The organism is Geothrix oryzae (assembly GCF_030295385.1).
Taxonomy (GTDB): Bacteria; Acidobacteriota; Holophagae; order Holophagales; family Holophagaceae; genus Geothrix; species Geothrix oryzae.
The window spans coordinates 556,258-577,253 of record NZ_AP027079.1 but is presented as its reverse complement, the minus strand read 5'-3'; the positions used below and the strand labels follow the sequence as shown (position 1 = coordinate 577,253).

27 protein-coding genes are annotated in these 20,996 nt (G+C 53.0%); all 27 read left to right on the top strand.

Annotated elements, in window-relative coordinates:
* Window positions 1–47: 47 nt before the first annotated feature.
* The 27 genes from QUD34_RS02650 (at window position 48) to QUD34_RS02525 (ending at window position 20,881) form a co-directional block, all read left to right on the top strand.
* The gene (locus QUD34_RS02650; RefSeq protein WP_286355044.1) at window positions 48–713 is read left to right on the top strand and encodes a hypothetical protein; all 666 of its coding nucleotides are present in this window, start codon (window positions 48–50) and stop codon (window positions 711–713) included.
* 134 nt (window positions 714–847) lie between these two features.
* Entirely contained in the window at window positions 848–1,210 is a 363-nt protein-coding gene (locus QUD34_RS02645) for a hypothetical protein (protein ID WP_286355043.1), read from the top strand.
* Window positions 1,211–1,356: 146 nt separating this feature from the next.
* Window positions 1,357–1,734, top strand: a complete 378-nt coding sequence (locus QUD34_RS02640) for a hypothetical protein (RefSeq protein WP_286355042.1) — start codon at window positions 1,357–1,359, stop codon at window positions 1,732–1,734.
* 116 nt (window positions 1,735–1,850) lie between these two features.
* On the top strand, window positions 1,851–2,210 hold the full coding sequence (locus QUD34_RS02635; protein WP_286355041.1) for a hypothetical protein: 360 nt from the start codon (window positions 1,851–1,853) through the stop codon (window positions 2,208–2,210).
* 136 nt (window positions 2,211–2,346) lie between these two features.
* A complete protein-coding gene (locus tag QUD34_RS02630) occupies window positions 2,347–3,183 on the top strand; it encodes a restriction endonuclease (RefSeq protein WP_286355040.1) in 837 nt (278 codons plus the stop codon).
* Between the two features lie 142 nt (window positions 3,184–3,325).
* Window positions 3,326–4,036 (top strand): FRG domain-containing protein, encoded by a 711-nt coding sequence (locus QUD34_RS02625; protein ID WP_286355039.1) that lies wholly within the window; start codon window positions 3,326–3,328, stop codon window positions 4,034–4,036.
* Window positions 4,037–5,906: 1,870 nt separating this feature from the next.
* Window positions 5,907–6,830 carry an SEL1-like repeat protein gene (locus QUD34_RS02620; RefSeq protein WP_286355038.1) on the top strand — a complete coding sequence of 308 codons (924 nt, stop codon included), beginning with the start codon at window positions 5,907–5,909 and terminating at the stop codon, window positions 6,828–6,830.
* Between the two features lie 167 nt (window positions 6,831–6,997).
* Window positions 6,998–7,420 carry a hypothetical protein gene (locus tag QUD34_RS02615; protein ID WP_286355037.1) on the top strand — a complete coding sequence of 141 codons (423 nt, stop codon included), beginning with the start codon at window positions 6,998–7,000 and terminating at the stop codon, window positions 7,418–7,420.
* A gap of 688 nt (window positions 7,421–8,108) precedes the next feature.
* Entirely contained in the window at window positions 8,109–8,495 is a 387-nt protein-coding gene (locus QUD34_RS02610) for an ABZJ_00895 family protein (RefSeq protein ID WP_286355036.1), read from the top strand.
* A 133-nt stretch (window positions 8,496–8,628) separates the two neighbouring features.
* Window positions 8,629–8,934, top strand: coding sequence for a hypothetical protein (locus QUD34_RS02605; RefSeq protein ID WP_286355035.1), 306 nt, complete (start codon window positions 8,629–8,631; stop codon window positions 8,932–8,934).
* A 144-nt stretch (window positions 8,935–9,078) separates the two neighbouring features.
* Entirely contained in the window at window positions 9,079–9,774 is a 696-nt protein-coding gene (locus QUD34_RS02600) for a hypothetical protein (RefSeq protein ID WP_286355034.1), read from the top strand.
* Window positions 9,775–10,041: 267 nt separating this feature from the next.
* Window positions 10,042–10,302, top strand: coding sequence for a hypothetical protein (locus QUD34_RS02595; RefSeq protein WP_286355033.1), 261 nt, complete (start codon window positions 10,042–10,044; stop codon window positions 10,300–10,302).
* A gap of 167 nt (window positions 10,303–10,469) precedes the next feature.
* A complete protein-coding gene (locus QUD34_RS02590) occupies window positions 10,470–10,886 on the top strand; it encodes a hypothetical protein (RefSeq protein WP_286355032.1) in 417 nt (138 codons plus the stop codon).
* 170 nt (window positions 10,887–11,056) lie between these two features.
* Window positions 11,057–11,665, top strand: coding sequence for a hypothetical protein (locus QUD34_RS02585; RefSeq protein WP_286355031.1), 609 nt, complete (start codon window positions 11,057–11,059; stop codon window positions 11,663–11,665).
* A gap of 848 nt (window positions 11,666–12,513) precedes the next feature.
* Window positions 12,514–12,921, top strand: a complete 408-nt coding sequence (locus QUD34_RS02580; RefSeq protein ID WP_286355030.1) for a DUF1398 family protein — start codon at window positions 12,514–12,516, stop codon at window positions 12,919–12,921.
* 132 nt (window positions 12,922–13,053) lie between these two features.
* Entirely contained in the window at window positions 13,054–13,518 is a 465-nt protein-coding gene (locus QUD34_RS15120; protein WP_375379994.1) for a DinB family protein, read from the top strand.
* Between the two features lie 140 nt (window positions 13,519–13,658).
* Complete coding sequence (locus QUD34_RS02575; RefSeq protein ID WP_286355029.1) at window positions 13,659–14,066, top strand: ester cyclase; 408 nt, start codon at window positions 13,659–13,661, stop codon at window positions 14,064–14,066.
* A 168-nt stretch (window positions 14,067–14,234) separates the two neighbouring features.
* Window positions 14,235–14,645 carry a DUF6841 family protein gene (locus tag QUD34_RS02570; RefSeq protein ID WP_286355028.1) on the top strand — a complete coding sequence of 137 codons (411 nt, stop codon included), beginning with the start codon at window positions 14,235–14,237 and terminating at the stop codon, window positions 14,643–14,645.
* Between the two features lie 276 nt (window positions 14,646–14,921).
* Complete coding sequence (locus QUD34_RS02565; RefSeq protein WP_286355027.1) at window positions 14,922–15,239, top strand: hypothetical protein; 318 nt, start codon at window positions 14,922–14,924, stop codon at window positions 15,237–15,239.
* 139 nt (window positions 15,240–15,378) lie between these two features.
* A complete protein-coding gene (locus QUD34_RS02560) occupies window positions 15,379–15,795 on the top strand; it encodes a hypothetical protein (protein ID WP_286355026.1) in 417 nt (138 codons plus the stop codon).
* Window positions 15,796–16,098: 303 nt separating this feature from the next.
* Entirely contained in the window at window positions 16,099–16,560 is a 462-nt protein-coding gene (locus QUD34_RS02555) for a VOC family protein (RefSeq protein WP_286355025.1), read from the top strand.
* Between the two features lie 12 nt (window positions 16,561–16,572).
* Window positions 16,573–16,914 carry a YciI family protein gene (locus tag QUD34_RS02550; protein WP_286355024.1) on the top strand — a complete coding sequence of 114 codons (342 nt, stop codon included), beginning with the start codon at window positions 16,573–16,575 and terminating at the stop codon, window positions 16,912–16,914.
* 133 nt (window positions 16,915–17,047) lie between these two features.
* Window positions 17,048–17,632, top strand: a complete 585-nt coding sequence (locus QUD34_RS02545; protein WP_286355023.1) for a YdeI/OmpD-associated family protein — start codon at window positions 17,048–17,050, stop codon at window positions 17,630–17,632.
* 144 nt (window positions 17,633–17,776) lie between these two features.
* Window positions 17,777–18,352 carry a DinB family protein gene (locus tag QUD34_RS02540; protein WP_286355022.1) on the top strand — a complete coding sequence of 192 codons (576 nt, stop codon included), beginning with the start codon at window positions 17,777–17,779 and terminating at the stop codon, window positions 18,350–18,352.
* 188 nt (window positions 18,353–18,540) lie between these two features.
* Entirely contained in the window at window positions 18,541–19,710 is a 1,170-nt protein-coding gene (locus tag QUD34_RS02535) for a Kelch repeat-containing protein (RefSeq protein WP_286355021.1), read from the top strand.
* Window positions 19,711–19,871: 161 nt separating this feature from the next.
* The gene (locus QUD34_RS02530) at window positions 19,872–20,468 is read left to right on the top strand and encodes a hypothetical protein (protein ID WP_286355020.1); all 597 of its coding nucleotides are present in this window, start codon (window positions 19,872–19,874) and stop codon (window positions 20,466–20,468) included.
* Between the two features lie 68 nt (window positions 20,469–20,536).
* Window positions 20,537–20,881, top strand: coding sequence for a hypothetical protein (locus QUD34_RS02525; protein WP_286355019.1), 345 nt, complete (start codon window positions 20,537–20,539; stop codon window positions 20,879–20,881).
* The last annotated feature ends 115 nt before the right edge of the window (window positions 20,882–20,996 follow it).

Below are 20,996 nucleotides of genomic sequence, written 5' to 3'. Positions count from 1 at the left end.
TAGCTTCATTCGTTAGGTGGCACTACCAGCCGTATTTCGGAGTCCCCGTGACCTGGTACCAAATGTTCGCCAAAGGGCACCATGGCTACCCACAACCGGAGGATTCGTACGACCTGGAAATGTACGACTCTGTCTGCCAGCGCTGTGGAATCCATGGACACCAATCGAATCCGATTCGGCTCCGCTCTACCTCAATGGCTGTTCACTCACATTTCATTCAGCCCAATTGGGTGTTTGATCTTTTCCTACTTCACCCTGAAGTCGAAATCCTACTTCTCAAAGAGGGCTTCACTGCCATTTCATTTCAACCAGTCATTGAACATCGTTCCAACGCGATATCGTCGAATTACCGCCAGCTCTGTATCCAGACAATCAGCCCATCAGTTGAAGTATCGCAATTACCCAAAGTGACCTGTGTTCCCAACAACGAGGAATCCCAATTCGATTGTCCTGGTGTCAAACGCTATCCCCCAGAAGCACCCTTCTGCGGACAAATCAAATCGCATCCCCCCACGGAGATCGTTCTAAATCACTCTGACCTTCCTAGTGCTCCAGACCTGTTTCAATCCGCAGAATGGTTCGGAAGTGGTGCAGGTGCGTTTCGACTCACCATATGCTCGGATCGCTTTCGCGATTTCGTAATTCAGCACAAACTCCGTGGTGTTGGTTTCAATGCGCTTCAGCTTACCGGTCATTCACACCGAGCCACCTAACCCTCTGCTCAAGTCGGACCCCGCCTGCATTGCCTTCCGTTCTCTCTCATCATTTCGCTATCCCGGCTCCGCCCATCGCCTCGGTGCAGGCGGGGCCGCTTAGCTTCATTCGTTAGGCCCCACAAGGAGTCCAGATGAACCTCCGAATTCTTCTTCCTGTTGCGCTGGCCATTTCATTCGGCTGTAACTCACCAACCAGCACTCCGAGTGGGCCGTTCAAAACCTCGGCCGATACAAAACTCCAACGGGACATTGTTTCCAATGTGATGATGTTCCAACGAATCAAATTCCCTGGTTGCACTGATGCCAAACCGACTTCAGCCAGGGTGATTGAGGCAAAGGGCACGCAAGGGAACTCAGTTGTCAAGGAAGAGTGGACTGTCACTGGCTGTGGCAAGGCATACATCTATAAGGTGCAGTTGCTTTCATCCCCGCGTGGGGGCACTGACATTGCCATTGAAATTGGCCCCAACAATCCAAGGGTCGTTCCGGCCTAACCTCTCGCTCAACTCGGACCCCGCCTGCATTGCCTTCCGTTCTCTCTCAGTTTCTCGCTTCCTCGGCTCCGTTCAGCGCCTCGGTGCAGGCGTGGCCGGTTAGCTTCATTCGTTAGGCCTCAACCAAGGGATCCACCTTCGGCATCATGGCAAACACCATTACCTTCTCCGAGCTGAATAGCTTCTACCAGGAGCTTGATTCCATCGTTTCAGCCCAAACGGCCATTGAGATCGTTTTCACCTCTACTCCTCCAAACTGCTATTCGGATTTATGGAAGCGACTTAGTCAATGCAAGGGCTGGAGTCCTCTGATCCAGGTCGATTACATGCAGGCCAGGCCAGAAATCATGCCTATTTGGGAAGATATTCAAGCCCTTGCCGCCCTGGTGCCAATAATCTCTAATTTCCTCAAGCATGGTATTTACCGAAAATACCGCCTCACTACTGAAGAGCACTCTATGGGCAAAGAGCGCAGAATCCATTTACAGCCAAAAACCAAAGTCCACGATCGGCCTAACCCTTAGCTCAACTCGGACCCCGCCTGCATTGCTTTCCGCTCTCTCTCATCGTTTCGCTTCCTCGGCTTCGCTCGTCGCCTCGGTTCAGGCGGGGCTGGTTAGCTTCATTCGTTAGGCCTCCAATGATCAGTCGATTCTTCAACTGGCTCCGAGAGAATCGCCAGTGGACGATCGATCATCGGGCCTCGTTTGAACCTCTTCAGGTGCCCAATTCGGATGGAATTACTGGGTTTCAATTGCTGGCTGTTGAGCGCCTGAACCAGGCAGGCGTGCACCTAGATTTCCAGCCAAAGGGCAAGAGGGGGCTCTATCTTCAGGCTTCAATTCCAGGCACCGAGGTAGATGTGCTTATCTACTCGGTCGGGGCTCAAGTCGTAGGCGAGCACAACTACTTTGTAGGCGAAGATGGCGATTTTCGCACTGCCGACGAACTGATTGATAAACTGGTGGCATCAACAATCGAACAAATCCGGTCGGCCTAACCCTCCGCTCAACTCGGACCCCGCCTGCATTGTCTTCCGTCTCCTCTCATCTCCCTGCTTCCTCGGCTCCGTTCACCGTCTCGGTGCAGGCGTGGCCGGTTAGCCCCATTCGTTAGAGCCTCCAGGAGCACCACATATGACCATTACTGAAGCGATTGTAGAAGTCATGCGTGCGAAAGCCTCCCCAATGACCGCCGAAGAGGCCTATCGCGCAATTCTAGAGGCCAAGCTTTACGAATTTCACGCAGACAACCCAGAACATGTCGTCCGGAGTCAGATTCGGCGCCACTGCGAAGGCATCGATTTCCCAAGCGCAGCTACAACAAAACACTTCCGGCTTGTCGGCGAGAATCGATATGAGCCTCTGCCAAATGCTGTCCGACTGCAGCCCAAGTCTCGCAAAGCCGAATTGAAGCCAACCAAAATGCCACCGAAGAATGTACCTCCGCACGCTTCAAGTCTTCGCGACCTTCAGGTATTACACGGTAAATATGTCTCTGAATTGAAAAAGAAAATTCTGAATGACCTAAAAAAAATGTCGCCATCAGCCTTTGAGCTTTTTGCCAAGCGCCTTCTCGATGTTTACGGTTTTCATGATACGAAAGTGACTCAAATATCGGGCGATGGTGGTATTGATGGCTACGGCAAATTGAAAGTCGGTCTGGCGAATTTAAATGTCGCCTTTCAGTGTAAAAGATGGACAAAGGGGAATATTCAGAGGCCCGAGATTGACAAATTTCGGGGTGCCGCCCAAGGAGATTTCGAACAAGGCTTATTCTTCACCACAGCATCCTTCTCTGAAGGAGCTATTGCCGCATCCATCAAACGAGGGGCTGTTCCAATAATTTTAGTCGATGGTGATTCCATGGTCGACCTGATGTTTGAAAAGGGTTTTGGTGTTCAGATCGAAACACTTTCGATTCCATCCTATGCACTGGACCTCGCTTTAGGAAATGACGACCCTGAGCCTTAAGGCGAGTCGGCTCTAACCCTGCGCTCAACTCGGACCCCGCCTGCATTGCCCTCCGTTCTCTCTCAGCATTTCGCTTCCTCGGCTCCGTTCGTCGTCTCGTCGCAGGCGGTGCCGGTTAGCTTCATTCGTTAGGCATTCCAATATGGACACTCACTACCTCAACGAAACGGTCGATATCCACAAATTCTTCCGGGCGTATCGTTCCCATCCTCCTGGAGGTTGGTGGTTTCGTGGGCAAGCAGATATTTCATGGCCGCTTCTACCAAAGGCAGGGCGCCCTGAGAATTTTCTTCCTGATAATCGAGATTTGGGGAGATTTAGTCATTGGCGATTTTCTGCTGCTGCCTATTTTGATTCGCTCCCACAGAACGATTGGGAATGTCTGGCAATGGCCCAGCATCATGGCTTAGCTACCAGGTTGCTGGATTGGACATCAAATCCATTGGTGGCATTGTATTTTGCGTGTTGTGAGCACAACGATGTAGATGGCGCTGTATACCTTTACGACCCCGATAGGTTCGTCAAAGAAGATGCGCTTCCTTTAGATGCCACCGTCGTTGGTGTCGCTTACATCCCACGGGCCATTGCTCCGCGGATCCTAAATCAGAAAGGTGCATTCACCCTTCATGGCCCTCCGACTGCCGAGATTGAGGATAAACCCCACATGATTTGGACCGAACATTCAAATCTGGCTAGGCTCGGAATCAGAAAGGAGCAGAAACCGGAGATCCTAACAATGCTTAACGATTATGGAGTCAACCAGGTAAGCCTTTTCCCGGATTTAGATGGTCTTTCCAATCACATTAATTGGGAAACACGACTGATGGTCAAACCTTCTGGCCCGAATGCCTAACCCTCCGCTCAACTCGGACCCCGCCTGCATTGCCTTTCGCTCTCTCTCAACATCTCGCTTCCTCGGCTCTGTTCAGCGCCTCGGTGCAGGCGTGGCCGGTTAGCTTCATTCGTTAGGCCGTTTCAATACGCGCCAAAACATCTTCAGCTGTGAAAGGTGATCGCATGACCTCGGGATTGGAAGGCGGATTCCCACTCCCACCTGAGTTCGTGCCAATTGTCCGTGCTATCTCCTTGGTCATTCCTGGAATATTTTTGTTCTCTGGATTGATAGATTTGTTTTTCGGAAGTGGGTACCGCTGGAAATTTAATTATTCCCTTTCAACTCCATATAAGTCCGATGTAAAAGGAGATGGTTGTTTAACATCCTTTTTTTCCATAGCATTCATCTCTCTTCTTTGGCAGGCGAGGCCAGGCAAGTTCGACTTCTTACTTCTTGAAATTTGTGCACTTATAGCTATAGTAATTGGACTTTGGATTATTTTAAATTGGCTTATTTCATACTTTCGCAAAAACAGAGTAAATTGATTGTCATTTCATGCAAACGGTCTAACCCTCAGCTCAACTCGGACCCCGCCTCCATTGCCTTTCGTTCTCTCTCAGCATCTCACTATCTCGACTTCGTTCAGCGCCTCGGTGCCGGCGGGTCAGGTTAGCTCCATTCGTTAGGGCTCCAACCCACGATTTGCCTTAGGAGAAATTCTTGCCAAGGCCGCGACTTCGACTCCCGCTCTCAATCGTGATTACTTGTGCCCCTTGCTTGGCCCAAGCCGCATTCGACACCTTCGCAACCAACCCGGAACTTCCATCAGCCACTGCATCGGGAATGGCTAACTTTCGAGGCTTCATCTGGCAGCACTGGATTACTCGTAAACGGGGTATCGCCCAAGTTCGAGGCATTTCAAAGGAAGGCGCACCCTCACTGGTCACCTATCTGATTTGTCCAGACGAAAGGGGACGGTGGGTAATCACCGAAACCTGGCAGGCGAGCGGAGTGGACGGTAATGGCCTTTTTAACCTTCCACCGGCAGTCTTCGTTTCCTCTAGCCTTGAAGTAATCGAGAATGGGGTGAATCCGCCTCCGAAGGTTATCCCCGCACCTAATATGCCATTCCTCAATTCATTTCTACTTCGCCTCAAACGCAATACGGGTGATGAGTCCATTTTCTAGTCAACCAGTCGCCCTAACCCTTAGCTCAACTCGGACCCCGCCTGCACTGTCTTTCGCTCTCTCTCAACTTCTTGCTACCTCGGCTTCACTCAGCGCCTCGGTGCAGGCGGGGCCCGGTTAGCTTCATTCGTTAGGCGCCCACCAAGACGAACCCCATGACTCTCGCTGAACTCTTAATAACTCTGCCAAACGGGCTCCATGATTCCGAGCTAAGAGAACTGACGTTCGACCTAATCAATCATGAGGTGAGGCTGACACTGGATATCTGGACCGGGAACTTGGGCTCCCATGTGCACGATGAGAGAGAGAAATACCAACGCGCCGAGGTACGGCTCATCAATCTCGGGTTCTGGATTTCGCAGCCAACCGACCCAAGTGAGTTTCCACTGTCCAAGGAATCTTTGAGTATCGATGTTAGGAGACTTCCTGACGATTACATATGCAGCATTCCTCTGCCTGATCCCAACCCAGAGAATCCTACTTATTACCTTTACAGCACCGATATCAACACTACTTTCTTCTTCGCCTGTGAATCGGCGTCACTGCAATGGCTATAAACTCAGCCCAGCGCCTAACCTCTCGCTCAAGTCGGACCCCGCCTGCATTGCCTTCCCCTCTCTCTCAACATCTTGCTATCTCGGCTTCGTTCAGCGCCTCAGTGCAGGCGCGGCCGCTTAGCTTCATTCGTTAGGTAGGCTCCATGAAGCATCTTTGGATTTGCCTGGTTGTCATTCTCGCTGGATGTCTTTCGAATCCAGAAATTGTAAATTCCTTTCCTACATATCTCATTCGAGCCAAACAGGGGGATCAGAAAGCTCAATTCGTAGTCGGTTTGATGTATTTCAGAGGCCAAGGCGTTGAGGAAAGTAATGCTGAAGCCTGTTACTGGTTCCGCAAGTCAGCGGAGCAAGGCTATGCGGATGCCCAGAACAAACTTGGAGCGATGTATTTCAATGGGCTAGGCGTAAACCAGAGTGATATCGAGGCCGTTATCTGGTACAGCAAGGCTGCAGAGCAAGGCCATGCAGAAGCCGCGAACGATCTCGGGGTGATGTACGAAAGTGGCCGCGGAGGTCTCAAAGATCATTCTAAAGCAACAAATTGGTATCATAAATCCGCTGCCCAGGGCGCAGTACTAGGTCAATTCAATCTTGCCAGGATGTATGAACTAGGACTCGGGACACAACAAAATTATTCAGAAGCTGTGAAGTGGTATCACATGGCGGCCCAACAGGGGAATGAAAAGGCCCAGAACAATCTGGGGACGATGTACGAACACGGCAAAGGAGTGGCCCAGGATTATAATAAGGCTCTCTATTGGTACCGAATGGCTGCCAAGAAAAATCATCCAATCGCCAATAGCAATATTGGTTGTATGTATGAGCAAGGGCTTGGAGTGGTACAGAACGATTTTGAAGCGGTTAAATGGCTGCAACGGGCTGCTGATTTAGGTTGGGGCCCCGCGCAAAACGCCCTTGCCTTGATGTACAAGCAGGGGAAAGGTGTACCCAGGGATCTTGGTCAGGCAAAGAAGTGGTTTAAAAAGGCGGCGGATCAAAGGGTCGAAGGAGCGGCCGAGGCATTGATTGAATTAACAAATGAAGATAATAATCATGCTCCATAAATGATTTGGGTAAGCCTACCGGGACCTAACCCCACGCTCAACTCGGACCCCGCCTGCATTGCCTTCCGTTCTTTCTCTTCATCTCGCTTCCTCGGCTCCGCTTGTCGCCTCGGCGCAGGCGGGTCCGGTTAGCTTCATTCGTTAGGCGTTTCTGATAAGGAGTCACAGTGAGTCGCGAAACCAGGGAAAAACTATCCGATATCATCAATAAAACTGAGTATGTATTTGCTCAGAAAGCATCATCATTTGATCAAGCCTACCCATCAATTTCGAAATTGCGAATTGACATCATTGAAAAAGATTTCGGGCATGCTGAACCGATTTCACATCGCGTGTATACAGAGACAAGTTTTCGTCACGCTGTGAATTGCAGCGCTTCAATTTGTTACGGCGGCGGCGTCGAGCTTGGATGGATTCTTCACGATATGGTGGCGGGTCGAGTTACAGATTGGAGCGACACTAAGCGCTGCGAAGGCTACGAGGGCTCGCCTAAAGGGAAAAAGAAATACCGCTCATGCTTACACATGTTTGAAATCAAGATCCATGTCGACTTCAAAGAACCAGTCGACGCAGGTAGCGAACCCGCCTAACCCCTAGCTCAACTCGGACCCCGCCTGCATTGCCTTCCGTTCTCTCTCAACTTCTCGCTTTCTCGGCTCCGTTCAGCGTCTCGATGCAGGCGGGGGCCGGTTAGCTTCATTCGTTAGGTTGCCTCTGATGCATATTAGGTTCCTCCTCCTTACGCTGGCCCTATGTTCGTCTCATCTGGTAGGCCAGAGCCAAGTCAACGGCACGAAGGAAAAAGGAATCACAATTTCATCAATGCCGTGGATGACCATGACAAGCCACTCACTCTCGGCAGAAGAGATTAGGTCTCGGCCGAGTTATCGTCTCTCTGTCAGGGAACCGTGGGATGTCGCAAGAGTTCTTGAAAGGTTGGCACTTCTACAAATGGAAGCAACGACAGAGGTGCCTTCAGATATCCGATTAGTCATTGATATTCATCTGGACAATGGAAAACGAGAGACCTATGTAGCCAATCGCTCTTATCTATATTTAGAAATCACCAAGCGCCGATGGAAAATGACTCCAGAATTCAAGCACCTGTTTGATTTCCAAGAAATGGAGCTCTTCAAGTGAGGAGTAACCTAACCTCTCGCTCAACTCGGACCCAACCTGCACGGGCTGGTTTCCTCTCTCATGGTTCCGCTTTCTCGGCCCCGTTCATCGCTCCGCAGCAGGTCGGGCCGGTTAGCTTCATTCGTTAGGCCACTCATCGTGAACAAGCGCTTCTTGACCTTAAGATACATCGGCCTCTTCGCTGTTTTGTACTTCGTTCTTATGTTTATTGTTGGGCTTGTCATTCAAACTCTAGAGATCACACCACCTTCAATGAGCAACATCCTGGTCATCGTTGGCTCGGTTCTTCTCATCAACGCCTTTTTTCTTCGCAGGGAGAAACGCCCGCCGTCTCGGAACGAATATCTAGGGCTAGTTGCAGGCGCAACCCTGGCAGACTTCGCCCTAGAAATGTATGGCTTGCAGTATGTGATAGCACCAATCCAATGGGGCACCATCATTCTCGTCACACTTGGTCATACTTTGCTCTTCGCAGTTGGTTTCTTCCCCAGGCGCAGGGATTCCAATGAACCGTCTGCAGCCTAACCCTCCGCTCAAGTCGGACCCCGCCTGCATTGTCTTCCGCTCTCTCTCAGCATTTAGCTATCTCAGCTCCGCCCATCGCCTCGATGCAGGCGGGGCCGCTTAGCTTCATTCGTTAGGCGCCTGTGAAAACGCCATGAACCAACCCCTTCAAATCACCACCGAAGTCATTGCCGCAATTCTGGCGGTGTGGGTTGGATACAAATTCATCACTCGGTCTCGGCGCCCAACCGAGGACGGATTCAAGTTCGTCTATGTGAATGAAGATGGGTCCGTCCGTGAGCTCACTGAAGAAGAGCGTGTCTACCTCACAACCGAGTTTCACCCCAACGATGGCGATCGCCCTTACATCAAGTTCCACTTCAACGCCAAAACCCCTGACAAAAAGGGTTCTGGCTACATCGAACGCCGCCAAGTCCCCTCAAGTGTCAAAATCCAATGACCAGGCCCGCGCCTAACCCTCCGCTCAACTCGGACCCTATCGCTGCGCGCTAGTGTCCTCAAACAACTCAGCAGCCGTGTCCCGCAGCGATAGGTCCGGTTAGCTTCATTCGTTAGGCCATCACAATCCACCAAGGAGATGCACTTGATCAATAAAGAGCGTGCTCTGCTTCTTGGGTTCATTGCCTCATCGTTCTTGATATTACTTAAAGTCTGGCTACCTGCGAGCACGTCAATCTCGTATCGACTTCTCGATTCGCTCTACTGGCTTGCAGTGTCTTTTGTTCCTGGGTATTTCATCTATCTTTTAGTGGCTTACTTGCCAATCAAACGAGATAGGCGTCTATTGGCTCCATTCATCGCAAGTCAGTCCTCACAAATATGCGTGAGAGCCCTCTTCCTTTTACGAGATATCAGCAATGAGACTGGTATACCGCTATCGATGCAATCAAGCAAAGAAGAGATCGATCAAGCGTGGTCCAAAATTGATCGCGAGCGCCCTGGCCCGGCTATAAAAAGGACCAATCCGATTACGCCCTGCACTTGGATGGAAGTCATCTACGACTACAGGTCGCGATCCGTGCAAGCTGTAGATGCCCTTTTATGCTACGTTCCTTACCTCGAAGCCGATCACCTGCGTATTTTGACCGATATACGCAATTGTTACTTCTTTACTTGTGTTCAAAATGCCATCACGTCTGACATATCTCCGAACAACTGCGGCATCCCTGGCAGTTCCCTCTATGAATTTGTGGCACTATCGCTACGTCTTAACGCCTACCTGGAAAAGGCCATGAAGGGTGTTCAATACGTCAAGTTAAGCGACTACAAACATGCGTAGTAAGACCATTCATTCGATTTCTGGTCTGCATCGGTGCTGGCCTAACCCTTAGCTCAACTCGGACCCCGCCTGCATTGCCTTCAGTTCTCTCTCAGCATCACGCTTTCTCGGCTCCGTTCAGCGCCTCGGCGCAGGCGGGTCCGGTTAGCTTCATTCGTTAGGCTCTGTTAAGACCAATCACGCTCCGAATTTGTATTGTCACAATTTTCAGCATTCTCTCTAACCTTCAATCAATAGCCTTGATCACTAAACCCACAAGGAGAACTAATGGCCTGGCCTGCGCTTCTACTCAAATTTCTCCCATGGATCGTCGCGGGTGGCAGTACTGCCGCAGATATGTACAAAACCAAAAAGGCTAGCGATGTTGAGTCATTAAAATTTAAAGTCACTCAACTTGAAAATGAAAACTATCAATTGAAGACTTCAACCGATGAGCAAATTAAAGCTGCAGCGATGTATAGGCTTTTATTCCTTCTATCAATCATTACCAATGTTATAACTGTAATTTATTTTATTAAAAAACATTAATCAAACTTGACGCACTTCACAGCCTAACCCTCAGCTCAACTCGGACCCCGCCTGCATTGCCTTTCGCTCTCTCTCAACTTCTTGCTTCCTCGGCTCCGCTCAGCGCCTCGGTGCAGGCGCGGCCGGTTAGCTTCATTCGTTAGGCATTTCCCCCACCCAGGAAAAATATGAACAACAGCACTCCGCAAAGCCACTCGGATGACGCTGCTTCAACGAAAGTTTCTCCAACGATTTCCGAGAAACAGCCGATCACACTCGCTGCATATGTTCAAATTTTGCACAGAGCATCGAAAGAAATTCTGCCGTCGTTACATGAAACGACTGGCACTGAACACAGAATCATAAAAGAACTTATGGACGAAGGGCTTCTATCAGACGCACGCATCACCTTCGGTGGGCCGGTGGCAATTGTTAATGCCATCGTTTTAACTCCGGCAGGCGCGTCTGCTCTTGCACAGTGGTCCGATTTTCTCAGGAAAGAAAGCTTCGGTTACAAGATTGGAGACACAATCCTTCGTGTTCTTTGGGTACTAGTCGGTGCCCTGTGCGCACTACTTCCAGATCTCATCCGCAAACTCCCATAGTCGGCTGCCTAGCCTTCAGCTCAACTCGGACCCCGCCTGCATTGCCTTTCGCTCTCTCTCAACATCTCGCTATCTCGGCTTCGTCCAGCGTCTCGGTGCAGGCAGGGCCGGTTAGCCACATTCGTTAGGTGCTCTCCATCGTTCCCACCCACCCCATTTAGGAAATACTCATGAAGATCAGCACCGTTGTCTTGCCTTTGTTCCTTCTCGCTCCCCTCTCGGCACAGACCTGGGAATTAGGCGTTTTTGCAGGCAGCCAGTCCTACAACTCTTTCTCAAATTCAATGCCTGGTTTGACGACGAATGGGTCATGCGCCAAGAAGACTGTCTATGCAGCACATCTTGGCTATTCGGTAATAGATCTTGGGCCTGCCATGCTCCAGCTAACTGCCGGCTACCAGCCATCCGTCACCACCACTGCCCGAATCATCACCCAAGGCACTTCGGTTCCAGGTCAAGCCCCTACTGACTCTGGCCCTCTTGACTATCAGGCCTCTCACACTTCTGTGGGCGTGATGGTTAACTTCAAGGCAGTAGCTGCCGTGGGCGTGGGCATGGAAATGCATTTCGAGAAACAGAGCCTGGCCTCGAACAATGCTTCCTACGCCCGCCCATGGATCCGGGCCAACATTGGCATGGCTTTCCCAACCCCAGTTATTAAACCTTTCGTTGGGCTAGAACTCGCAGCAGCACTTTCCTCTACAAGTGATGGGCTTCAACTAGTCAAATCTCTCGCGCCAAAGTCTCAAATTGGGGCCTATGCCGGTATTCGATTCTGAAACAAACCTGCATATTGTCTCGCTCCGTCCTGCGTCCACGCACCTAACCCTCCGCTCAACTCGGACCCCGTCTGCATTGCCTTCTGCTCTCTCTCAACTCCCTGCTTCCTCGGCTTCGGTCAGCGCCTCGGCGTAGGCGGGGCCGGTTAGCCCCATTCGTTCGGCGTCATAATCATCCAATAGGATCATCAATGGCTTCATGTGCTACTTGTGGAACTACAATTCTCTTTGGTGGAACCAAAGATGGTTCTCTTCGATTTTGCAATACCAACTGCCAATCCAAAGGCGCCATGCTCTCGCGGGCGGCGCAGGTATCCGACTCTGAAGCGTTCGGTCATGCTCGGCGGCTTCATACCGGTCCCTGTCCGAAATGTTCCGGGAGTGGCCCAGTCGATATTCATATGTCTTACAGGGTTTGGTCTGCCCTAGTCATGACTCAGTGGCAGAGCAGATCGCAGATTTCCTGCCGGTCCTGCGGAGTAAAATCTCAGCTGGGTAATATTGCGTTTTCGGCCGTTCTTGGTTGGTGGGGATTCCCGTGGGGCCTGATAATGACCCCAATTCAGATTATTCGAACCCTATTCGTTCTTGTGTCACCTCCGAACCCAATCGAACCCTCGCCCAAGCTGATCCATGCTTCCAAGCTTCAGATTGCCACCACCATGGCAGCCCCATCAGCCATGACGCCCGCCTAACCCACCGCTCAAGTCGGACCCCGCCTGCATTGCCTCCCACTCTCTCTCAGCATTTCGCTTCCTCGGCTCCGCTCATCGCCTCGGTGCAGGCGTGGCCGGTTAGCGTCATTCGTTAGGCGTCGCCCCAACATTGTTCATCATGGAGGTCAAGTCGTGGATGCGAACAAGGTCCTCAAAGCTGCCCAAGCCACTCTCACAGGCTCAATGCCATTCCCTGAGATCGTGGCGCGTCTTATCGGCAATGGGGTGGAGTATTACTATGTGGACTATGCCTCCAGGCTATTTACCTTCTATAGCACTGAAGGTGCTGTGGTACAGGCTCCACTTTCTTTTGAAGACCTTCCTGCCATCTCAGAAGACTTCGACAAGGCTTCGCTACGAGCGGCCATTGTCGATAGTCAGCAGCACGGCCAGAAGTTTCGGGATTTTAGTAAGCGAGCTGTCGCCGCAGGAGTCCAAGGGTACTTCGCCTTCCTCCGAGGGCAGCGTGTGACCTATTTCGGTCGTCAGGGCGACCAACATACCGAATGGTTTCCCGGCGCCAAGCCCAGCGATGCCTAACCCTCCGCTCAACACGGATCCTATCGCTGCGCGCCAGTGTCCTCGAACAACTCAGCAGCCAGCTCTCCCCAGCAATAGGGCCGGTTAGCTTCATTCGTTAGACATTTCCTCACCCACAGGCGAGGTTTCGATATGAACTCAGATCTAGCCCGTCTCTACGATCACCTCGAATGGGCTGACAAGGCGATGCTTGCAGCTTTAGGTCAGGCCGAGAGCCATGATGAAAAGGCACACAAACTCATTGCACACATCATCTCAGCTGAGCACATTTGGCTCACACGCATTCAATCTCAACCCATTGGGCAAACTACGGCCTGGGACAATCTCACTCTGCCTGAATGCCAGGCACTCTCAGCTCAAATTATTTCTGATTACCGAACTCTGATTGAATCCACTTCAGAGCAACACCTGAATGAATTGGTAACCTATCGCAATCTACAGGGTATTGAGTTCCAGACTCCGCTAAGGGATATCCTTCTGCACGTGGCACTTCATGGGGCTTATCACCGTGGACAAATTGCAGCCTCTCTCCGAAATTCTGGGCTCGAGCCCCCGAGCACCGATTTCATCCTATTCAGTAGACACAACAACTCCTAGCCCATGGGCTGCCTAACCTTCCGCTCAACTCGGACCCTATCGCTGCGCGATGGAGCCCTCAAACCATTCAGCTTCCGTGTCCCCGCAACAATAGGGTCGGCCAGATTTCTTCATTAGCCGCCGACCATCGGAGTAGCCACATGAGTAAGAACAAATCAGTCGTCAGACGGTTCAATCATGAAGTCATCGAGAACCTCGATATGGTTGCCTTCTCTGACCTCGTCTCACCGGAATTCATTAACCATTCCGCGCCGCTCGGGGTTTCAAAGGGACCAGATGGATTTGCCGCCTTCTTCACCAATGTCCTCCACCAGGCTTTCACAGATATCAAGGTTTTGATCCATGACCAGCTTGAAGAAAACGATAAGGTTGCTACTCGAAAAACCATTGAAGGCACGCATTCTGGACCATTCTTTGGTCATGCGAAGACCGGCAAGCGAATCTTCATTCAAGTGACCGACATCGTGCATGTGAAAGACGGTAAATACATTGAACATTGGGGAAGTGCCGATATTTATGGAGCCATTGCCCAAATTTCAAAACCGTGATTGTCGTTATCATGGCGTCTAACCCTCAGCTCAAGTCAGACCCCGCCTGCATGGCCTTCCGCTCTCTCTCAACTTCTCGCTTCCTCGGCTCCGTTCAACGCCTCAGTGCAGGCGTGGCTGGTTAGCTTCATTCGTTGGGCCGACCAACCTAATTGAAAGGTCTCATCAATGAATATTCACGATCAAATCTCCAGATTCTTCCAGGAGTATATGGAAGCGTTTGCTCAAAACGACGCAGATGCGCTGAGCAACCTTTGGGATGCAGTGGGACTGTTTCCTTCTCCAACAGGCAACTTCTCTATGGAGCGACCGGCGTTTCGCGAGCATTGCGTGGCGCTTATGGATTTCTATCGTCAGCAGGGTGTCGTGCAGCCGGAGGGAGAGCTGCTGTCGGCAACCGAGCTTTTCCCAAATGTCGTGCTTGCTCGCATGACCTATCGGATGCGAGGCGGTGCGGGCGTGCTAGTTGCTAGCTGGGAGCATTACTACATCCTGCGCCGCACAGATCGTTGGCGGGTCTCGCTAACCATCGCGGACGACGAGATGGCCGCTTGGAAAGCCAAAGGTGTCATCCCATAGCTAGACTCGAAATCTCCCCCTGAGAGGTTAGCTCTCAAAATTACCTGATTTCATGCTCGTCTTCTTTGCCATCCACCTCGTTCTATTCTTTTGCTGTTCTTTGGGGTCATGTCTCAGCCTCGGGCTCATGCGGCCTAACCTTCCGATCAACCCGGCCCCCGCCTGCATTGCCTTTCGTTCTCTCTCAGCTTCTCGCTTACTCGGCTCCGCTCATCGACTCGGTGCAGCCGTGGCCGCTTAGGTCCATTCGTTAGGCCTCGTAACGAGGAGCGCACCATGAGCGAAGCACTCGAAATCACAACTTTCCGTCTTGCCTCCGGCCTCACCGGAACCGATTTTGTTAACGCCAACGAAGACATAAATGACTACCTTCGGCGTCAGCCCGGCTTTCGCTGGCGCCGAATTGTTGAAAGCGACGACGGCACCATCACCGACATCGTTGCCTGGAGATCAGCTAAAGACGGTCGCCGCAGCGCACAAGGGATCATGACCAAAATGGCTGACTCGCCGGTTCATGCCACCATTGACCACGCCACAGTTGATTTCCGCATTGCCCCGGTACTCCAATGCCTTTCTCAACGCGATGATGCCTAACCCTCAGCTCAACTCAGACCTCGCCTGCATTGCCTCTCGCTCTCTCTCAGCTTCTCGTTTCCTCGGCACCGCTCATTGTCACGGCTTAGACGGGTCCGGTTAGCTTCATTCGATAGGCGTCTATAGGAAGAAGAGACTCATGATTGAAGCTCTCATCGGTGTCGCGGTAGGTGTTCTCACGATTGTCGTGGCGCGGATCATTCGTGGGCAACGCTGGCTGTATTCAATCGGTCTGCTCACGTTGCCAAGTCTGTACGCATTTTTTGCTCTGCAAGCCTGTGAGCAGGCTGTGGGCGTGAAAGAAATGATCTACGGTGTTCCGTTCCTCGCCGTTGGGCTGGTTTTCACATTTGTGAGTGCTCGTCAGTCAGCGGTAGTGGTGGGTTCATTCTGGATTCTTCACGGGCTGTATGATTTGACGCATAGCCTGTTCTTTACAAACATTGGTGTTCCTCGTTGGTACCCCATTTTCTGTTTCTCGGTTGATGTTGTCATCGGTGCGTATCTGCTATGGCTGTCGCGCCGTATCTCCAATGCAAATCTGCGCCAGGCGTAAGTCGGGGCCTTGCCATTCCTCCTGAAGTTGATTGGAGTCGTTTATATTCTTGAAAATGTCGGGCAACGCAGGTCAAGCCCTTTTCATTTCGTGACCTGTCACCGCCTAACCTCTCGCCCAAGTCGGACCCCGCCGGCATTGCCTTCCGCTCTCTCTCGGCTTCCCGCCAACTCGGCTTCATTCAGCGCCTCGGTGTAGGCATGGTCGGTTAGCCACATTCGTTAGGCAGACAGAGCAGAGGCGCGCCTCTGGATGGATATGCGACCTCCGGTTACCATCGCCCGCGATGAAGGAGAATCTCCGATGACTAAAGTGACACCGTTCCTGATGTTCAACGATCAGCTCGAGGCGGCCATGGGGTTCTACACCGCCACCTTCCCAGACTCCGAAATCAGGAATATCGCCCGCACCGGCAAGGACGGTCCGATCACCTCCGCCGAATTCGTCGTGGGCGGTCAAGTCTTCATGGGCTACAACGGGGGGGATTACTTTACCTTCTCCGAAGGTTTCTCACTCTATGTTGACTGCCAGAACCAGGCCGAAGTCGACGAGTATTGGGACAAACTGGTCAAGGCCGGGGCGACGCCTACCGCGTGCGGCTGGATCAAGGATCCGTTCGGTCTCTCGTGGCAGATTGTCCCGCGGCGATTCATGGAACTCATTGCCGATAAGAATCCCAAAAAGGTACAGGCGGTGATGGAAGCCATGATGACAATGGTAAAGCTCGATGTGGCGGCATTGGAGAAAGCCTATGATGAGGCGTAAGGACGAAGGGCCATGGCCAAATACCTGATCTCCTTCCCCAGTGCGGCGATGGTCGTTCCCAATGGTGAGTTGGAGGCGGTAGGCCGCGACGCGCACGCGGTGATTGAAGAGGCGAAGGCCGCTGGTGTTTACATCTTCGGTGGCGGCATCGACGAAAGCGTTCCACCCGTGCTCATTTCTGCCAATGGCTCGGTCGCCAAGGGCGGCTACCCGTGGGCACCCAGGCTCGATGGTGGGTTCACCGTCCTCGACCTGCCCTCGCGCGAGGAGGCTGTCGCCTGGGCCGCGCGCATCGCAAAGGCCTGCCGCTGTGACCAAGAACTGCGCGTCTTCGGTTTTGACCCGCAGTCCTAATGGCGCATTCATGGCTATCGGCCTAACCTTCCACTCAGTTCGGACCGATCGCTGCGCCATGGTGTCCTCAAACGATTCGGCGACCGTGTCCCCACAGCCATAGGCTGGTTGGCTTCTTTCGTCAGAGGAAACCATGAAACTTACGGCCACCTTTGAACCTAGAACTCGCCAAGACTGGCGAGATTGGCTCGCGCTCAATCACCATCAAGCCAAAGAGATTTGGCTGGTCTTTCTTAAAAAACACACCCAGAAAGCTGCCTTTTTATATCAAGACGCACTCGAAGAGGCACTGTGCTTCGGCTGGATCGATGGCGTCCGGCAAAGGATCGATGAGGATCGGTATGCTCAACGATTCTCGCCAAGAATCAAATCCTCTCATTGGTCTGAAGTAAATATGGGTTTGGCGACGATGCTAGAGGCCAAAGGCCTGATGACCTCCGCGGGCCTTGCCTCGAAGCCTTCTTCTGAACCTACCCCCGCCCATCCCCTCAAACAGCAGGGTTCCGATATCCCAGACTGGCTTCAGGCTGCCATACAATCTGATTCCACGGCTTGGAACACCTTTCTCGGCCTGCCACCGTCCCACCAACGCCGATATGTCGGATGGATCTCGGCTGCCAAGCGGGAAGAAACTCGCCACAAGCGGATCACAGAAGCCATCTCTCTTCTCAGGGAGAACAAGCGCATTGGGCTGGGTCCCGGCGAAGTCAGAAAATAAATCGCACGAGCCCATGGGGCCGAACCCCTCCGCTCAGCGCCTCGGTGAAGGCACTGATTCGCTTAGCTTCACTCACAAGGCCCGTGATCCAAGGCGTCACTCTCCGAAAGCCTCGTCTAAATTCGGTGGCAGTAGAATATCTTCATGACTCCCCACAAGCCTCTCCTTGATGACATCGTGGCCATTCTGGCGCGCACCCCCGCGAGCCTGTCGGCCTTGCTTGAAGGATTGCCTCAGGCCCTGGTGACGGCCACCGAAGGCTACAATACCTGGTCTCCCTATGATGTGATGGGTCACCTCATCAACGGCGAACGCGTCAATTGGCTCCCGCGCGCGCGGCACATCCTGGCGGGTGAGACCCGTCCCTTTGATCCATTTGACCGAACGGCTCAATTCACCCAGAGCCAAGGTAAGCAGCTATCCGAGCTGCTCAAGACATTCGAGCTGCTCAGGCGGGACAACCTGGCCGCGCTCGCTGGAATGAACCTTACGGAGGCGGACTTCAACCGTGTCGGACAGCATCCAGAGCTCGGTGAAGTCACCTTGGGCCAACTGCTGGCGACCTGGGCCGTGCATGATCTCGACCATCTCGGCCAGATTGCCCGAACACTTGCCAAGGCGCACACCCGTGCGGTCGGTCCCTGGGGGCAGTACCTCTCGATCTTGAAGGATCGCCAGCAGGAGTCCGTTCCCAATCAGGCAGGGTCAAGCAAGGCCTGACCTCTCGCGCCAGCGGATCCAGACGCCAGCGTCTGGTCCGCCGAGTCCTCTTCGTCTAGTCCGCAGCAGGTTGGCCCGAAGGAGCGAGCAATGGTTCCGAACCCAGGTTTGCCATCATCCATTCCGGTCAAGCATGAAGGCAGGTGGGTGAGATGAAGTCATTTTTATGCGTTTTCTTTAGCGGTGTCATGCTCGCTGCCCAGCTCGCCTGCGGGGGCGGTGGTTCAGGCACCCAACCACCAGGTGTCCAGCCGGCTCCGGTTTCCAGCCTGATTATTGCGGGTCAGATGCTTTCACCAAGGCATTCCCATACTGCAACCACCCTCTTGGATGGCCGGATATTGATGGCAGGTGGGAATTCGACCACTTCCGTTTCCTCCTTTGACTACTTGGGATCTGCCGAGACCTTCAATCCCTCCACCAAGCAGTCAATGGCTCTGCCAACCATGTATCTCGCTAGGTCTACGCATACCTCCACTCGAATTCCCAACGGTCGAGTCTATATGTTTGGGGGTACCGTCGACAGCCGACTCACACATGTCGAGTACTTTGACCCGGCCCTCAATGATTTTGTTCTGGCTGGCCACACCTTTACGGTCCGCTGGGAGCACACGGCGACGCTCCTGCAGGATGGCAAGATTTTCTTGGCAGGGGGATCAGGGGACCAGAACTATACCTGCGAGGTCTTCGACCCATCCAGCAACACGACAGAAACGGTCGGGTGGCTCCACACGCAAGTCAGAAGTTCGGTAACGAATCGATCTCTGATGACCTCCCATCTCCTCTCCGACGGAAGTGTCATTCTGCTTGGCGGATTTGGCAGTCGCGAGGATACGCCCTACCTTGCTCCTGTTGGCATCGTCGAGGTATATGACCCTCTGCTAAAGAGGATCACCGTGGCCACGCCTCTCATGACGCCTCGGTACTCTCACGCAAGCACCCTTTTGCCAGATGGAAGAATCCTTGTCATAGGAGGCGTTGGTTTCGATGGGATATCGAGAAGCTCCCTCAACACCACCGAACTCTATGATCCCCGCAATGGAACCGTCACCCCCGGACCACTCCTGAGTGTGGCTCGTCACAATTTCCGCGCGACGCCCCTGCCGGATGGTCGCGTTTACATCTCTGGAGGTGAGTCTTCTCAGATCAACCTCCAAACGGGCACACTCCGCGCGAAGAATGTGACGGTCGACGAAATCTTCGACCCGGCCACCAATCGTTTCTCGTTGGTGCAAGGGTCCGCTCCGCCACGGTTTTTCCACGCAACCGTCCTATCCAATGACGGAATCTTCTACTCCATCGGTGGGTTGGGAGAGGGAGGCGCCCGCACTGAAATCCTCAAATTCGATATCAAGTAGTAGGCGCGGTTCCCATGAGGCGGCACGATCACGCCCAACCCTGTGCGCCACTCGGACCCAACCTGCTTTGCCTTCCGCTCTCCCACCGTTTCCCGCTTCCCGGGCCCCACTTTCACCTCGGCGCGGGTTCGCTCCGCTGAGCTTCCTTCGTTAGGCCGTCCATGCTTCCCGACTATTTCGCGATGATCGGCGCCATCATCGGCTCGCTCGGCGGCTTCTATTACCTGTACGAGACCCTCCTCGGCAAAGCCCAACCCAACCGAGTCACCTGGCTGCTCTGGGGCATCTTCCCGATGGTCATCTTCGTTGCGCAAAGGGCGCAGGGCGTCGCAGGCGTGTCCTGGGCGTCATTGGCCGCCGGATTGACGCCGCTGCTCATCGTCGTGGCATCTTTCTTCAACCGGCAAGCCTATTGGAAGAGTGAACCCCGCGACTACTACCTGATGGCCGCGGCGATCTTCGGCATCATCCTCTGGGTCGTGACCGACCAGCCGAACCTGGCCCTGCTGTTCGCATTGCTGGCTGATATGCTGGCGGGCATACCGACCCTCATCAAGGCGCATCGACATCCCCATTCCGAGAGTTGGGTGGCCTATGCGGTCAGCGCATTCGGTTTTGGCATCAGTCTCCTGTCGATTCAAACCCATAACTTCGAAAACACGACTTTCGTCGCCTATGTCTTTCTCCTCAACGGCGCCCTTGCGCTATTGGCTTCCCGAAGCCGCAAGCCCAAACACCCTGTTCGTTCTGCTCTTTAAACCCTGCAGCAACCCCTCTGCTCAGCCTCTCGCGGCAGGCAGGCCTACTTCATTCGTTGGGGCGTTTCATGGAATCCCAGCACAAAGTTTTTGAATCGCCAGCTTGGGCGGGGCGCTTGCTGAGCGCTCTTGCCTTGCTCGCCTTCGTCCTGCTGATGGCCATGGCTCTCCCCGCCTGGCGCCAGAGCCTGGGCCCGTTTGTTGGCGTTTCCTTTGGCCTGTTTTGGGGACTCTTTGGCTTATTTACTTTCGCTTATGATTGGGCGATTCCACTTCGCGGCGGCGGCTTCGTATCGCCGCATCAAAATCGATGGCTTTGGCTTCTGTTCTGCCTTGGTACACTCCTCATCGGCTGCTGCTGCCTAGCCTTTTCATATCGTCAATTGGGTGTGGGGCCCCAGCACGGCGGTTAGGCCGCACCCAAGAACTGCGAACCAAAGGTCCTCCGTACCTGCCGCACAACTCGAACCCCATCCCTGTGTCCTGGAGTCTTTGCACCGTTCAGCATCCGCCTTCCCACAGCGATGG